Annotated in this window: 27 protein-coding genes; all 27 read right to left on the bottom strand. The window is 43.6% G+C overall.

What is annotated here, in order from left to right:
* Positions 1–59: 59 nt before the first annotated feature.
* The 27 genes from METTI_RS10560 to METTI_RS10430 all read right to left on the bottom strand — a co-directional run bounded on the left by METTI_RS10560 (position 60) and on the right by METTI_RS10430 (position 14,591).
* Entirely contained in the window at positions 60–503 is a 444-nt protein-coding gene (locus METTI_RS10560; RefSeq protein ID WP_023845813.1) for an uL15m family ribosomal protein, read from the bottom strand.
* Positions 504–507: 4 nt separating this feature from the next.
* Positions 508–969 carry a 50S ribosomal protein L30 gene (locus METTI_RS10555; RefSeq protein ID WP_023845812.1) on the bottom strand — a complete coding sequence of 154 codons (462 nt, stop codon included), beginning with the start codon at positions 967–969 and terminating at the stop codon, positions 508–510.
* A 1-nt stretch (position 970) separates the two neighbouring features.
* Positions 971–1,606, bottom strand: coding sequence for a 30S ribosomal protein S5 (locus tag METTI_RS10550; protein ID WP_023845811.1), 636 nt, complete (start codon positions 1,604–1,606; stop codon positions 971–973).
* Between the two features lie 8 nt (positions 1,607–1,614).
* Entirely contained in the window at positions 1,615–2,136 is a 522-nt protein-coding gene (locus METTI_RS10545; protein ID WP_023845810.1) for a 50S ribosomal protein L18, read from the bottom strand.
* 2 nt (positions 2,137–2,138) lie between these two features.
* Complete coding sequence (locus tag METTI_RS10540) at positions 2,139–2,597, bottom strand: 50S ribosomal protein L19e (RefSeq protein WP_023845809.1); 459 nt, start codon at positions 2,595–2,597, stop codon at positions 2,139–2,141.
* Between the two features lies 1 nt (position 2,598).
* Entirely contained in the window at positions 2,599–2,988 is a 390-nt protein-coding gene (locus METTI_RS10535) for a 50S ribosomal protein L32e (RefSeq protein ID WP_023845808.1), read from the bottom strand.
* Positions 2,989–2,997: 9 nt separating this feature from the next.
* Positions 2,998–3,531, bottom strand: a complete 534-nt coding sequence (locus METTI_RS10530; RefSeq protein ID WP_023845807.1) for a 50S ribosomal protein L6 — start codon at positions 3,529–3,531, stop codon at positions 2,998–3,000.
* 15 nt (positions 3,532–3,546) lie between these two features.
* The gene (locus tag METTI_RS10525) at positions 3,547–3,939 is read right to left on the bottom strand and encodes a 30S ribosomal protein S8 (RefSeq protein ID WP_023845806.1); all 393 of its coding nucleotides are present in this window, start codon (positions 3,937–3,939) and stop codon (positions 3,547–3,549) included.
* A 10-nt stretch (positions 3,940–3,949) separates the two neighbouring features.
* Positions 3,950–4,102: a 30S ribosomal protein S14 gene (locus tag METTI_RS10520; RefSeq protein ID WP_023845805.1), complete on the bottom strand. Its 153-nt coding sequence runs from the start codon at positions 4,100–4,102 to the stop codon at positions 3,950–3,952.
* Positions 4,103–4,600 (bottom strand): 50S ribosomal protein L5, encoded by a 498-nt coding sequence (locus METTI_RS10515; protein ID WP_023845804.1) that lies wholly within the window; start codon positions 4,598–4,600, stop codon positions 4,103–4,105.
* 4 nt (positions 4,601–4,604) lie between these two features.
* Entirely contained in the window at positions 4,605–5,315 is a 711-nt protein-coding gene (locus METTI_RS10510; RefSeq protein WP_023845803.1) for a 30S ribosomal protein S4e, read from the bottom strand.
* Positions 5,316–5,319: 4 nt separating this feature from the next.
* On the bottom strand, positions 5,320–5,673 hold the full coding sequence (gene rplX / locus METTI_RS10505; RefSeq protein WP_023845802.1) for a 50S ribosomal protein L24: 354 nt from the start codon (positions 5,671–5,673) through the stop codon (positions 5,320–5,322).
* Between the two features lie 10 nt (positions 5,674–5,683).
* Entirely contained in the window at positions 5,684–6,082 is a 399-nt protein-coding gene (locus tag METTI_RS10500; RefSeq protein WP_023845801.1) for a 50S ribosomal protein L14, read from the bottom strand.
* Positions 6,079–6,408, bottom strand: coding sequence for a 30S ribosomal protein S17 (locus tag METTI_RS10495; RefSeq protein ID WP_023845800.1), 330 nt, complete (start codon positions 6,406–6,408; stop codon positions 6,079–6,081). The genes METTI_RS10500 and METTI_RS10495 overlap by 4 nt, the downstream gene beginning before the upstream one ends.
* Before the next feature lie 5 nt (positions 6,409–6,413).
* Positions 6,414–6,725 carry a ribonuclease P protein component 1 gene (gene rnp1 / locus METTI_RS10490; protein WP_023845799.1) on the bottom strand — a complete coding sequence of 104 codons (312 nt, stop codon included), beginning with the start codon at positions 6,723–6,725 and terminating at the stop codon, positions 6,414–6,416.
* Between the two features lies 1 nt (position 6,726).
* On the bottom strand, positions 6,727–6,930 hold the full coding sequence (gene rpmC / locus METTI_RS10485; RefSeq protein ID WP_023845798.1) for a 50S ribosomal protein L29: 204 nt from the start codon (positions 6,928–6,930) through the stop codon (positions 6,727–6,729).
* A 3-nt stretch (positions 6,931–6,933) separates the two neighbouring features.
* Positions 6,934–7,860 (bottom strand): 30S ribosomal protein S3, encoded by a 927-nt coding sequence (locus tag METTI_RS10480; protein ID WP_023845797.1) that lies wholly within the window; start codon positions 7,858–7,860, stop codon positions 6,934–6,936.
* Complete coding sequence (locus tag METTI_RS10475; protein ID WP_023845796.1) at positions 7,860–8,315, bottom strand: 50S ribosomal protein L22; 456 nt, start codon at positions 8,313–8,315, stop codon at positions 7,860–7,862. Before METTI_RS10475 ends, METTI_RS10480 begins: the two co-directional genes overlap by 1 nt.
* An 11-nt stretch (positions 8,316–8,326) precedes the next feature.
* Positions 8,327–8,740: a 30S ribosomal protein S19 gene (locus tag METTI_RS10470; RefSeq protein ID WP_023845795.1), complete on the bottom strand. Its 414-nt coding sequence runs from the start codon at positions 8,738–8,740 to the stop codon at positions 8,327–8,329.
* Positions 8,741–8,754: 14 nt separating this feature from the next.
* Positions 8,755–9,468: a 50S ribosomal protein L2 gene (locus tag METTI_RS10465; RefSeq protein WP_023845794.1), complete on the bottom strand. Its 714-nt coding sequence runs from the start codon at positions 9,466–9,468 to the stop codon at positions 8,755–8,757.
* Between the two features lie 11 nt (positions 9,469–9,479).
* Entirely contained in the window at positions 9,480–9,728 is a 249-nt protein-coding gene (locus METTI_RS10460; RefSeq protein ID WP_023845793.1) for a 50S ribosomal protein L23, read from the bottom strand.
* The gene (rpl4p, locus tag METTI_RS10455) at positions 9,725–10,486 is read right to left on the bottom strand and encodes a 50S ribosomal protein L4 (RefSeq protein WP_023845792.1); all 762 of its coding nucleotides are present in this window, start codon (positions 10,484–10,486) and stop codon (positions 9,725–9,727) included. The genes METTI_RS10460 and rpl4p overlap by 4 nt, the downstream gene beginning before the upstream one ends.
* A gap of 5 nt (positions 10,487–10,491) precedes the next feature.
* The gene (gene rpl3p, locus METTI_RS10450; protein WP_023845791.1) at positions 10,492–11,505 is read right to left on the bottom strand and encodes a 50S ribosomal protein L3; all 1,014 of its coding nucleotides are present in this window, start codon (positions 11,503–11,505) and stop codon (positions 10,492–10,494) included.
* A gap of 653 nt (positions 11,506–12,158) precedes the next feature.
* A complete protein-coding gene (locus tag METTI_RS10445) occupies positions 12,159–12,404 on the bottom strand; it encodes a hypothetical protein (RefSeq protein WP_023845790.1) in 246 nt (81 codons plus the stop codon).
* Between the two features lie 5 nt (positions 12,405–12,409).
* The gene (locus tag METTI_RS15215) at positions 12,410–13,480 is read right to left on the bottom strand and encodes a PASTA domain-containing protein (protein WP_023845789.1); all 1,071 of its coding nucleotides are present in this window, start codon (positions 13,478–13,480) and stop codon (positions 12,410–12,412) included.
* 16 nt (positions 13,481–13,496) lie between these two features.
* Positions 13,497–13,904, bottom strand: a complete 408-nt coding sequence (locus METTI_RS10435; RefSeq protein WP_023845788.1) for a hypothetical protein — start codon at positions 13,902–13,904, stop codon at positions 13,497–13,499.
* A 72-nt stretch (positions 13,905–13,976) separates the two neighbouring features.
* Entirely contained in the window at positions 13,977–14,591 is a 615-nt protein-coding gene (locus METTI_RS10430) for a hypothetical protein (protein WP_023845787.1), read from the bottom strand.
* Between the last annotated feature and the right edge of the window lie 173 nt (positions 14,592–14,764).

Genomic DNA, 14,764 nt, shown 5'->3' with positions numbered 1-14,764 from the left:
AAATATACACCCTTTAAATTGCGATAATATAAAAATAAAATAGGTAATGCCAAATGGCATTACTCTTCTATCTCAGTGCAAGATCCACCTGCACCTTCTATCTTTTCTTTAGCACTGGCTGAGAATTCAGCTGCAGTAATGGCAAGCTTCTTTGATACCTTGCCTGAACCGAGAACTTTGTCGATATCAAGAACTGCAAGGTCGATGACGTATGTGCCATCCTGAAGTTCTGCAAAACCATCTTCAACAAGCTGATCTGCAAGCTCATCAAGTTCACCGACGTTTACAATTGAAGCATCGTTCAATACCTTCAACGGACGTGTAAAACCTCTCTGGTGTCCACGGCAGTATCCGAGCAGTACTGCACGGGAGAAATGATGTTTATTCTCACCACTTCTACCTCTACCACCACGGTTACCTGCACCACGTCTGTTCTTGGTTGTTCCGCCACCACATGTGCGTGAACCTCTGAACTTCTTTGTGTTGGTTTTCTTTGATGTCATGGAATTACCTCATCTTCCTCAACAGTTTGTTGATGTCTTCACCATGGTTACCAAGTACTCCACCCTGCTGAACTGTTCTCTTGATACCTGCGTGACCTTTCCTTGGTGGATGTAGCCTGAATACAGGTTTCAGTTTTGGAACATCTTTAAGAGTTGCATTGCCATCGCAAACTGACTGTGCAAATGACTTGATTGAGTCGTAGTCAGTATTTTCTGCCACATACTCATCGGTAAGTCTTTCGTCACCCTCAAGTCTTCCACGATTTGCAAGTACTTCTGCGAGTGAATCCGCGCTGATTTCACCAAATGCCACGTAGTCCTTTACCTTCTGGATCATTCCTGCGTTGTGAGGATTATCAGCAAGGAGAACACAGTGGTTTACCTTGTGCAGACGAAGCATTTTAAGAGTATCCTTAATGTTGCCTCTGACATTAACGTCACCACGTATCCTGATCAAAGCGTACATTTTAAGCCTCCTTCTTGCCATGGTTTGCAGGCATTCTTACAACACCTGTATTTTCCAGTGCATTAAATGTAGCTTTTGCAAAGTTCAGGGTTGTCCTGGTGGTACCTTCGGTCCTTGTCCAGACATCTTTAATGCCTGCCTTTTCAAGTACTTTTCTTGCAGTGTCTCCTGCAGCAAGACCAAGTCCACGTGGTGCTGGTTTAAGCTCTACCAGAACACTGCCGGCTTTTCCACGAACCTGTGAAGGAACTGTGTGCTCAAGACCGCATGCGCATTCCCATGAACCGCACCCACGCTTTACCTTGATAATGTTGATCTTTGCATTGCTGATAGCCTTCCTGATAGCAGGTCCGACCTGAACATCCTTTGCCTGTCCAAGACCGACAAAGCCGTTTCCATTACCAACAATAACAGTTGCTCTGAACTTTACACGACGTCCGGAGTCAGTCATCCTCTGAACCATGTTGATATCCAGAACCTCGTCCTCAAGATCCGGTAAAAGGATATCGATAATCTGGGATTCCCTTACAGGAAGACCTGAATCGATTACCTCGTCCATGGAAGTGATCTGCCCTTCTTGAACGAGTTTTCCAAGTCTTGTTTGTGGAACCCATTCTTCTTCATATTCATATGCCATGTAATCACCTAATTGAACTCTGCAGAGATCTTTTCCTTAACTGCATCAAACAGTTCAGGCAGATTTGAGCCTTCCATGTACTCTGCTACGTGTTCTCCTCTTACTCTCTCATCTGAAGGAAGTACAGATGAGTCATGAGGAATCTCGAATCCTGCATCTACGATGCCTTTCAAGGTTGCATACACACGTGATCCAGAAGATGATGCCTGGAGTCCTATATCAAGAACGCCGTAATCATATCCTTCACTCAGTGCCTTGTAACCGAATAACAGTCCTGTCAGATATGCTGCTGTTGTGTTTCCTGTTGGAGCATCATATCCATACTTTTTAAGTTCTGTTGAAATTGCAGTTGAAAGAGTTACATCTCCTTCAGGTTTTGGAGCTACAAGCTGGACCTGCATGTGCCTTGAACTCTTGCGTACTACCACACGGTCTTCCTTTGAAAGAAGTAACCTGAGTCTCTGGTGGTAATCAGTACGCCCTTCTCTTCGTCGCCTGAATGCGACTTTATATTTGGGTCCTGTTGCCATGATTATTCCTCGTGCTTAATGAGCTTCTCTGACTCAAGGTGTGCTTTAAGGTGAGCCACACTGCGGTATTCTCCACCCTTAGCCTTACGGTAAACCTTACAATAGGTTGACCTATCCAATGAGCCATCTTCACGCATCTGTTTCAGTTCCTTTCTAAGAGCACGGATCTTCTTCATCCACTGCTCCTTGCGAGGATTACGTGCGCCCTTTTTACCTTTCCTCTTACCGTGTCCTTTACGGTGACCGTACTTGCGCTTTGCATCTCTTACTCTTGCACGTCCACGGCTTACACCTTTAACCTGAACTGCTTTAATACTGCCTGCTTCAATGAGCTCACGGATGTCAGCCCTTGTTATAGCTACTGCAATATCCTCAGCTGCTTCAGGATCAAGCCATACTCTGTTGACACCACAGTCCATAACTGCCGCAGCAATCCTCTTCTGATTTGACAGATCGGTCATCTTACTCACCTCTTGTTGGGTTGAGGACCTTTATGGAAAGCTCTGCAGCCTTTGCCTCTATGAGTGCCTTCTTTCTTCCACCAACTTTTGCAGATATCCTGACAGCTTCTGCTTCTGCGTTGATATCGTCAAGCTGTGAAATCGTACAGACAAGAACTTCTGCATATCCAGATGGGTGTAAACCCTTAACAGCGACGGGACTTCCGTAGCCTACCTGTGCGACAGCGCCCTTTGCCTTAATGCCCTTGCGCTGTTTGCCCTGAAGACCTCTTGGACGCCTCCAGTTGTCATCCAGACGCTTGTACTTGTGACTCTCGGTTCTCTTGAACTGAGGTTTCTTGTGTTTCTGGATTTTCCTTACCTTAAAAAGGCGTTTAACTTTATCATCCATTCAAATCACCTACACTATCTTCTCCACAGTGTATATTCCGTCCTGGAATACGCGAGGGTCGAATCTCTTTATCCTTGTGGTCTGCTCGATGTTAGCAGCTGTCTGCCCGACATCTTCCTTGTTGTAACCTGTGACAATGACCTCGTCACCTGATGCCTTTACCTTGGTATCTCCAAGAATCTTTGCAGATCTTGCTTTTTTCTCTCCAAGGAAATTGCCAATCATCAACTTGTCCCCTTCAACCTTAAGCTGCATAGGGAAGTGAGAGTAAACGACCTTCATGCGATATTCGAATCCCTCGGTGACACCTTTCATCATATTTGTGATATGGGATGCAAAGGTACCGACCATTGCTTTCTGAGTCTTTTTCAAGACTGTTGAATCTACAATGATCTCTGAACCTGCAACCTCGATCTTAATACCAGGGTACCAGAAGTCCCTCTCAATCTTGCCTTTTGGACCAGTGACTGACAGGAGCTTACCCTGCATTGTGACGGTCACGCCTTCAGGGATCTCGATTGTTTTCTTTATTTCTTTTGCCATGTGACATCACTTCCATCAGTACACATATGCAATTAACTGTCCACCGACGTTATTCTCACGTGCCTCGTACTGTGATATTACACCATTTGATGTAGTCAGTATCAATGTTCCGAAGTTCTTTGCAGGAAGGAACTGTTTTTCCCATCTCTCAAAGTCTGCAGCACCTACTGAATAACGTGGTTTGATAGCACCACACTTGTTGATCCTACCAATGAGTTCTACCTTGTAAACACCCGCCTTACCGTCTTCGATAAATTCGAATTCGCCTACATAGCCACGGTCCTGCATTACTTTGAGTACAGTGCCTATGAGTTTGGATGCGGGTTTAATGATACAGGAATCCTTACCAATTGCTTCTGCGTTCTTAATTGTAGACAAAGCATCAGCGAGTGGATCTAATAATACCATTTCTTTCACCTCACGTATACTTTTCAAATCCCATATCGTGGGCAACTTCACGGAAGCAGTGTCTGCAAAGGTAAATGCCATATTTCCTTATAAGACCCTGTTTTCTTCCACATCTCTTGCATTCACTTGCTCCTCTTCCAAAGCTCTTTGTGGTTTGTACCATTTAAATTACCTCCACGGAGTATTTGTCTTTGAAGAAAGCAATTGTATCCTCTTTTGTAATTCTGTGAGATGATGGGATCTTCCTCTTGACTATCCTTCTCTTGCTGATCCTGTAACCTGGACGGTTTACAACAACATTGATATCCATTCCAAAGATACCTATTTGCGGGTCATACTTCATTCCAGGGAAGTCAGTGTGTTCTTCAATACCAAAAGCAACGTTTCCGTATTTGTCGAACTGGGATGATCTAAGTTTGCTCTCTACAATATTAAGTGCTGTTTTAAGGAACTCTTCTGCACTGTCAGACCTGAGTGTGACCTTACATCCAATTGGTTCATTTTTCTTGATACCAAATGCTGGAAGAGTTCTCTTTGAATAAGTCCTGATAACTGTCTGTCCGGTAATCTCACCGAGAATGCCTTCAGCATCTACAAGGTGCTGACCACTTTCTCCGACACCCATGTGAACAACTACCTTTTCAACTACAGGTGTTCTCATTGGATTACTCAACTACCTCACCACCTAGTTTGATCTCAGGTTCATTCTCACCAATAACAACAACGAAGTCTTCGATGGTCTCAAAATCATATTCACCTGAAATAGAGACAGTGTTGTGTCTGGAACTTCTTACTGTGTTGATTTCTTTGATGGTTCCGATCTCGCCGGTGTGTCTACCACCAACAATCATAGCAAGGTTACCCACTTCGTACTTTATGTGCTTGACAATTTCCTTGCCAGGCATTGTAAGAATAAGTGAATCCTTTGGTTTATAATCGTTAGAACCAATGAGGTTTGTACCGTCATTGAGGTTAAGCTGTACTGCCCCACCTTTAACTATAGTCTTGCCGTTAATCCTGCAAAGCTTGTTTGCATTCATATCTGCCAGCTTATGAACTTCAAGTCTTCCCTTGCGGTCCAGCAGCACACGATATGCAACATTCTCAAGAGGAATTGTAATTACATCTAAAAGACCTACAGGGAACCTGAGATCCTTTCTTACAACACCATCAACGAGCACATTGCCTTCTGAAAGAACGCGCTTTGCCTCTGCACGGGTGTCTACAATACCCAGCATATCCCTAAGGACTACACCAAGAGGAATACTCTGCTGCTTGTTATGTGGACCGGGTCTTGTTGCTGTGATCCATTTGTTGGATTTCTTTGATATCTGCCAGCTGTTTGGGACAGATATTCTTTTCTGATGTTTGCCCACAAAATCACCTGTTACTGATAACTTCTTCTCTGTGTTTATCCTTCAATTCAAGGTTTGTGATCATCACATTTGAAGGGTACACCGGTCTTGCAACCTCAGTTCCATCTGCTTTTGAAACTGTTACACCTTCAACAACGATGGTACCGTGTTTAAGGGAAATTGCTTCAACCTTTCCGGTTGTCCCTGCATGGTCGCCGCGCATAAGTTTTACTGTGTCACCAACGATAACGTTGGCACTGCGGGATCCATACTTTTCACGGAGATCCTTTGACAGGAGAGCACCCATATACTTCTGCTTGATGTGCAGAGGAGCTGTATATCTTGCTTTCCTCTGTTTTCTTGGCTGATTTGATACCATTATTCACACCTCACATTACCATAGATGCTGTTGTACCGATCTTTGGATACCTCTCTGCAGCCTCTCTGGCAACAGGTCCCTTAAAATCGGTTCCTTTTGGAATTCCATCCTTGTCTACAATGACAACTGCATTGTCTTCAAAGGAAACCCTAAGGCCGTCTGGACGACGAAGCTCCTGCTTCTGGCGTACTACCACTGCAAGGAGAATCTGTTTACGCATTTCCGGAGTTCCTTTTTTCACGGAAACTACGCACATGTCGCCTATACCTGCCCTTGGGTGTCTGTTCTTAACACCTCTGTAGCCCTTTACGGAGATAATTTCGACTACACGTGCACCAGTATTGTCTACACAGTCGATCTTAGCACCAGCGTTAAGTGCACGTGGAACGGTTGATCTAATTCCCCTCATTCCTGTGCCTCCGCCTTGATGACTACATATGATTTTGTCTTACTAAGAGGCCTACATTCTACCACTGTCACAACATCTCCAACCTTTGCATCAATGCATGGAGGATTGTGTGCGTGGATCTTGGATTGCCTCTTCTCGTATCTCTGATACTTTTTGATCAGCACTTCATGTTTACGTTGGATAACCACTGTCTTGTCCATTTTATCGCTAACAACAGTTCCTACAAGAACCTGTCCACGAACAGGGAGTGTTCCATGGAATGGACAATTGACATCGTCGCACTCTTCTTCAGGAGTGGGGACATCCAATCCAATATCTCTAACCATGATTATTACCTCATGTGTATTTTTCTTATGTTCTTTGTTCTGTTCTCAGGTTGTGAGAGCAGAAGGTTTCCATTCACTTTGACATACCTCTCAGCATGTTTACCGGACAGGTGGGCAGGTATCTGAAACACAAAGGTTGTACCGTTTTTTTGAACCATTTTTTCTGTTCTCTCCTTTGTTTGAATTATCAGCATATTCCTGGTTTCGTCGACAACTTTTCCACTGATGGCTTTTAGCGCAGGGTTGACAGACTCTGCAATTTCCACCTGTAGTCCGATTAGTTCATGGAAGACCAGATTTGAAGGAGTGATCTCCAAGTCAGATCTCCTTCATTTCCCTCTGGACGGTCTTTATCCTTGCAACGGTTTTCCTGAGTTCCCCAATCCTTCCTGGATTGTCAGGAGCACCGCCAGCAGATGAAAGGGCACGCTCGCGAATAAGCTCATCTCTCATCTTGTCAAGCTCGTCCATTCTTTCTTCCGGGGACATATCCCTGATCTCGTTCATACGAAGAATTGCCATTGCTTATCCCTCCTTATGAACACGTGCAACAGGATGCCAGTAATCATAGCCTTCATGCTTGTGCTGCCATACACCGTCAACCAGTCTACGCTGTTCATCTCCGAGATCCTCTACCGGAATGGAATCATCAGATTCTGCTGCCTCTTCTGCACAGGATTCTTCCTCAACTTCCTCAGCTGAGGCCTCTTCAGCGACTCCTGCTTCTGCAACCTCTTCGGCAACTTCTACTGTTTCCTCTTCATCTGCAACTTCGCCTTCTGATTCTTTTTCTACGAGTTCTGTCACGTCAGCCTTTGCAGCTTCCGGTGCAACTGCCTCTGTAACATCCTCTACAACATCAGTTCTGATGTCAAAAGCGTCAGGGAGAACTGCTCCAGGAGGAATGATTCTTACTTTACAACCAAGGGTTCCAAGCTTCTTTACAGCTGTTGCGAATCCCTCGTCTACTATATCATCAACAGGTTTTCCAGCGTGCTTGATGTAACCGTCAACGAGCTTTTCAACCCTTGACCTTGCACCTGTCAATTTACCTGAAATAACTATCTCACAGCCCAGTGCACCGGAGTTCATAATTGCCCGGAGGGTATTATGACCGGCTTTTCTGAAATACCAGCCTCTTTCAATTGAAGAAGCAAGGCGAGTTGCCATCATCTGGGCATTGAGCTCTGGCTTTTTAACTTCCTGAGCATCTATCTGGGGGTTGTCCATATCATACATTCTGTCGATATCACGCGTAAGCTTGCGGATGACCTTACCAGCTTTACCAATGACCATGCCTGGCTTCTCAGCATATACAGTGATCTGGGTACCCATAGGAGTACGGTTGATTTCCATTCCACCATAACCTGCTTTGCTGAGCTGTTTTGTGAAATATTCGTTCATTGAAGCTTTTACATATCCTTCCTGAACGAATTTCTTCTCTATTGCCATTAGCGCACCTCATTCAAAATAATCTCAACATTCACAGTCTCTGTGTTACTTGGACTGCCGCGTCCGCGTGCTCTTGGCCTCATACCATGAATAACACGTCCGCGTTTTGCAGCAGCATGTGCAATGTACATGTGCTCCGGGTCAAGTCCCTTGTATTCAGCGTTGCTTCTGGCATTTTCCAGAATCTTAAGGAAAGCCTCAGCAACCTTTACAGGATACCTACCATTTGCCATTGGACCTTTTCTGTGACCAGATCCATCACAGTGCCTCTTGAAAGGTACTGCCTGCTTCATAATCACTACATCTTCCAGGTACTTCTGGGCAACACTGGTACGCATGCCTTTGATCGCTTTACAGAGTTCACGTGACTTTTTCGGGGAGATGTGAAGCTCAGAACCCATTGCTTTTGAACTTACAGCAGAGTCCATTTCAATTGAATATCCAATTCTTGCCATGTTATCTCACCTTACTTAAGTGGCACGAACTTGCTTGAACGGGTTGCTCCTACACCAGCGCTACCGTGAGATACTCTTGAGCGAGTTGGTGCGAATTCTCCGAACCTGTGTCCGATCATTTCAGGCTGAATCTCAAATGCCACAAATGACTTGCCGTTGTATACTTCTACATTTTTGCCGACCATCTCAGGGAAGATAATAATATCCCTGTAGTGGGTCCTCAAATTATCTTTACCGTCTTTGAGCTGCTGGACAACGTCCTTCCTGCCTTCTGTGTAGCCCCTCTTAAGAGTACGGCGTTCACGTGCAGGAAGCATGCCTATAAACTCATCGGCATCCAGAGCCTGGAGTTCTGCTACCGTCTTGCCACGGTAGGTATATTCACCTTTTCGTTTTGGTAATCTTGATGATGTTTTCTTTGCCATGTACTAACCTCCGGTTAACGCTTTCCGGTCCTGCGTGCTGCGATCTGACCTACCTTACGACCAGGAGGTGCATTCCTACCAACTGTTGTTGGCTTACCAGGGTGCTTGCGGTTACCTCCACCGAATGGGTGGTCAATGGCGTTCATAGCAATACCTGATACACGTGGATACTTTGCAGCTCTTGTCTTCATCTTGTGGTATTTCTTACCTGCCTTGAGGAATGGCCTGTCTACCCTTCCACCACCAGCAACAATACCGATTGTTGCGCGGCATTTTGGATTTAACCACTTCATTTCACCTGATGGCATCTGGACAACTGTCTTTCCACGGTCGTGAGAGACAACTGTTGCATAGACACCTGATGCACGTGCGAACTGTCCACCATCATTTGGCTTGGACTCAATGTTGCAGACTGGAATACCTTCTGGGATCTCTGCAAGAGGCAGGATGTTACCAGGTTTGATTTCAGCTGAAATTCCGCAAGCGATCTTCTCACCAACTGCTATACCTTCAGGAGCAAGGATCAGGCGCTCTTCACCATTCTCAAAAGAAACTTTGACAATTGGTGCTGAACGAGCCGGATCGTGTGTAATCTCAATAACTGTACCGTACAATGTGCCTTCTTCATCGACACGTGGGTGTTTAAGTGCAGCTTTGTACTTGTGTGATGGAGCCCTGTATGTAGGAGTTCCGCGACCCCTGTTCTGTGATATGATTCTCTTTGTCATTTATGTCCACCTCACATCAGGCCGATCCTGGTTGCAATTTCATGAGCTGCATCAGTTCCTTCGAAAGTAACGATAGCTTTCTTAAGACCTTTCATTGTGCTCATTGTGCAGACAGATAATACAGGGAACCCGTACATCTTCATTACATCGGCCTTGATCTGCTTTTTGTTTGCGCGAGTATCAACAATAAACTGGAGTTTGTTATCATCCAGCAACATCATTGCTTTTTCAGTAATAAACGGATATTTGATAACGCTCATTCGAACATCCCTCCAAGTGAGGATATTGCAGATTCAGTCCAGACGGTCAGCCTACCTGCATGAGTACCAGGAGCCAGAACTTCAGCATTCAATGAATCAACTGAAATTACATCCACACCTGCAAGGTTCCTTGCAGATTTCATGATTGGACTGTCGCATGTTGCAACAATAAGAACACTCTTTTTATTCTTGAATCTCCTTCCTCTGAGCTTACCTTTTCCTGCACGGATAGTCCTTCCATCTTTTGCACGAAGTACATCATCGTAAAGACCTGCATTCTGAAGGAAGCTTACTACATCCTTGGTCTTTTCAACGGTTTCAAGTTCATCTGCAGCGACAAGAGGAAGCTGAGCGTCGAACCTGTGACCACGTGCCTTTACAAGATCGTCATTGCACGTTGCAGCAATTGCTGAGCGGATTGCCATACGTCTTTCTTTCTTGTTGACCTTCTCAGTCCTGTCAGCTTCTGGCTTTGGTGGGTGTGCCCTTCTACCGCCTACTGCCTGTGGAACTCTTGCTGCACGGCTTCCGTTAGCAAGTCTTGGAATCTGTGCTACACCTCTTCCTGAACCCCAGGAGTGTGCAGAGGTATCCATACCGGAGTACATCCTTGGACCATATGGCTGGTACCTGTTACCCTGAGCTGCGAGAACTGCTCTTTTAATAAGGTCTGGTCTGTATACTTCATCGAACACAGCAGGAAGTTCAACTTCACCCTTTGTGTTTCCTGATAAATCTATAATATTTGCTGTAACCATTCAGTTCACCCCTGCTTGGACTGTGTACTTACGTGAACAATCTCTGGTTCACCCATAGCAGACACCTTTGATCTCATTGGATCTCTAAGCCTTACAAGCCTCTTTGAAGGACCGGGAATGCTTCCCTTAATGAGGATGTATTCGCCACGCACAAGACCGTAGTTCAGGAAACCGCCAGCAGGAGTAATCTCTTCTCCATCTTCACCTAGCTTAAGAATACGCTTGTTGTATTCGGTTCTCTGGTGGTAACCCATCTGACCCATCTGTGGAATTGTCCACCTGACGACAGCTGGGTGCCATGGACCAAGCGTACCTATCTGCCTGAGACTTCCCTGACGTGAGTGCTTGTTCTTCTGCAGGTTGATACCCCATCTCTTTACAGGACCCTGAGTACCCTTACCGGTTGTGATAGCTGCTACGTCGACGAATGCGCCTTCATTGAATACATCAGTGATTTTGATTTCTGCACCGAGTACAGACTTTGCGTACTCGAGCTTTGCCTTTACATCAGAACCACTTACTGCTGTTTCCATGAGATCTGCATTCTTCTTAGGAACACCAGTCAGCTTCTTTGGTAAAGTATATGTGATGACCTTAATGTCTGTAACCTTACCTTCTTCAACCAGACTTTCGAGCTTAGCAAGAGCCTCTTCAGTGTTAGACTCTTTTGGAAGTACGATTGACTTTCCAAGACTCTCATCAAGATCAGCAGTCCATGCTTCAGAAAGTGCCTTTTCACCATGAGTGGAATTACCGTAAGCACGAATTGCAGCGACACGAACAGCCGGAGTTTCTACAACAGTTACCGGAACTGAAATCTCCATACCTTCAGTGAGACTGTTCTTTGTGTCATCTACCATTACCACATGAGTCATACCTACTTTATAGCCTGCAAAGTCCTGGAGCTTTGGTTCTCCAGCTGCATCTGGCCATGAGTTAAACCTTGGTACGTGGCTTTTTGCTCTTACGCGTGGACTGAAAGCGAGTGAACCTCGTTTTGGTCTATGTCCTTTTGCCATTATTATTCTCCTAATTTACACATTTTCTTCTTGGCAGGTCTATGCAATTTTGCATAGGCCATTTTACGCGAGAAAGTCAGGCAGGAACCGGAAATAATCAGGAAGAAGACTAGATAAAGCGGACTCCACGTACTCATATGATACGCATTCAACGCCTAACCTATACAATATTCCAGTCATCACCGGACCTTCGTAGCCCAAAGGAACTACTGAGGGTCATCTCGAAAAGATTTAAACATCCCAGTATTTTAACACCTTATGTGTAAACGGGCATTCTTGAAGAGGCCCAATTATACTTCATGTTAAATCCGACTTTTCGCACTGTAATCTTAAACATGCAGAATTACATATTCCTATGTAATCTACGCTGCGCCATTAAAGGAATATATAATATATAAAGCCTTTGCAAGAAAAGAGACTGAAAATACGAAGAAGTATAAGTTGTACAAAAAACAAGTTTTTCGACAATATGATGTTGCTGCTTATATATGAATCTAAGCAAACAAGAACGAATTAAAGAATACATATCAAACATGAACCTATAAAGTTACACCATATGTATGAACTCTCTCAAGTAAAATGGACAATAAGAAAAAGCTTACTACAGTATAATATATAAGAAGATAAGAAAACGCAAGTTCACAATGTTGAATTTATTGCGAACTTCGTTTAACAACTTTTCTCACAGTACGGCCCCTGAAATTCACACCGCCAACAAGAAGAACGCCCGGTTTGCGTTTGATAACTTCAGAGTAATCGCCATCAAAGGTGGCAATTATACTTTTATTTGCAATAACATCAACCCGGCCCCCAATACTTACAAGAGCTTTTAGAATGCCCTCTATCTGGGAAGGAGTTGCATTATCTGCAACCCTTACAAGATGTGTTTCAACAGGCATTCCAATTACTTCCTTAAAACCGATTTCCTTGTGGGACTTATTCTAGTAGACACTTTAGATACTGGTTTGGAAGCCGGTGTTAAAACTGATGAACCTACAGTTGTTTTTCCTGAAACTGCAGCAAATTCAGTTTTAGAACTTGCAACAACAAGATCTATAGCAGAACCAATATCTGCATAACTACCTGCTTCAATGGACTGACTTATAATCGTACCTGCTTTTAAGGAATTCACCTCTTCAGTTACCTTTCCCAAAGATAGGCCGATAGTTACAAGTGATTTCTTAGCAGATGCAAGAGTATTACCCGCCAGATCAGGAACCTCAACAGACGTGATCTTTGAAATTACAAGATCTACTGCATCACCTGACTTTGCAACTGAATTGCCTGATGGTATCTGCGAAAGTACAGTGCCCTGTTCTAATTCACTGTCCTTTTCAATGAGCTCGCCCTGAACAAAACCTGCTTCTTTGATAACAGCAATTGCAGTTTCAAGATCTACACCAACAACATCAGGTACATCCTCATAACTGGTAAATTCAGGAGCCTTTGATGATGAGCTAATTGTGAATTCCACCTCACTCAGATTACTTGCAGGAATCAGATCATCAGCTTTAGGTAACTGGAAACAAAGATCGTTTCCATTCATGGCAATGTTTGTCTTAAGCTTAATGTTCATTGAACTAATACTATAATTGACCCTTGAGGAACTTCCTTTTAGAGAGGAATCCATACTATTAAGAGAATCACTGAAAGCTCTTACCAGATTTGTTGAGGAAAGCTCTGGCCTTGTACGTGATAATTGCTCCAGCTTCTTCTCCATCTCCAGCTTTTCATTGATGATATCCTTCACGCGACTATCAAGTACATTATATTCCTGTTTTAAAGCCAGATTTTCTTTTCGGAGTTTTTCAAGTGTATCTGATTTTGATACAAGCTCCTTGTTTATATTATTAAATTCGGCCTCAATGGAAGCAACGCTTCTTTCAGCTAAAAGATAACTTTTTCTTTTTGACGCAGCAGTCGTTGCTTTGTTCAAACTTTCAATATTTTTCCTGAGTTCACTAACATCAGTCATTCCACCCCTCCCATACTTATTCTTCAGTTACCCGGTAAGATGGTGGTACCGATACGATCTTTGCCTTCAGGACACTTGAGCCTTCTACATCATAGGAATTAAGTGATTTATAAGATGCATTCAAAGGTGCTGCTTTCAGAACTCGTTTGTATCCGCGGACACGACCTTTTGAATCTTTTTCTTCTTCATATGACATGGAAAGAGCCATCTTAAGTTCAATATCCACTTCAGGCAAATGATACCATGTAGCTTCCAGATTGTAATCTTTGAGTACTTCATCACTGGACAGTTCAATCTGAGTATCAATTGAGTTACGATCCATTGCTTTCTGCGTTTGTGCAATTGACTTGCCCATTTCAGCAAGGATTGTTGAGAGTGGACTTACAAGAACCTCTTCGATATTTTCACTACTAATGGATGGCAATAGAATACCTCCTGATTATTTTGAAAAAAGATTACCAATGCAGAAGCTCTGCATTGATATCAAATATTCACCTTACTCTGTAGAACCGCTCTCTTTGACCCTTACGGTCGGAACAGCTCTTTCCGGAGCAGGCACTGGCTTTAAAGTGGTCCTCAGGAGACTTGTACCTGATTCATTGAAAGTGTACTTTGACTTATATGTTGCATCATAGGTAGATGTGTATGCAACATTTGTAGTGTTTTCATAACTTGCCTTTGATTTTCCAAAGAGAAGACCTGCAAGCCCGCCAGACTTGTAACTTCCCTTGATCTTGGATTCATTGGTAAATTTGAATTCTCTGCCATACTTTCTTTCAGTTGAGTATTCCCTCTTCATTGATATAGTCATTTTTACTTCAATGATAGATTCAGTAAACTCATAGAAACGTGGCTCCATACCATAAGTCAACAAGGACATTGGTTGGTCATTGGTAACCACATTACTTGCAGTTACGTTACCATCCTCATCCACTGTTTCTTCTATGTAGAGAATTACACTTCCAGCCTCTAGCTCTGTCTCTGCAAGAGCCTGTGCAACATTGACAGAATTCATATCAAGTGCTGTCTGACCCTCGGCAATGGCAAATGCCATTTCTTTAATCATGTCCCCGAAAGGAACATCTAATAGTTTTTGACCAACTGATACCATAGTTTTACCCTCCAAAATTTATGGTGCAATATAATATAAGACAATATAATTTAAAGACTTTGCTAAAAATAACAGAATTAATATAAAAAAGATACCTGAGTAAGTATACACATGTCGAAAGAAATCATATAGTAATTAAAATAAATAGGAAGTTAAAATTAAACAACCGGATG

The sequence above is a fragment of the Methanolobus tindarius DSM 2278 genome (assembly GCF_000504205.1).
In the GTDB taxonomy this organism is placed as follows: domain Archaea; phylum Halobacteriota; class Methanosarcinia; order Methanosarcinales; family Methanosarcinaceae; genus Methanolobus; species Methanolobus tindarius.
The sequence above is the reverse complement of the archived record's forward strand: the minus strand, read 5'-3'. Positions and strand labels throughout refer to the sequence as shown.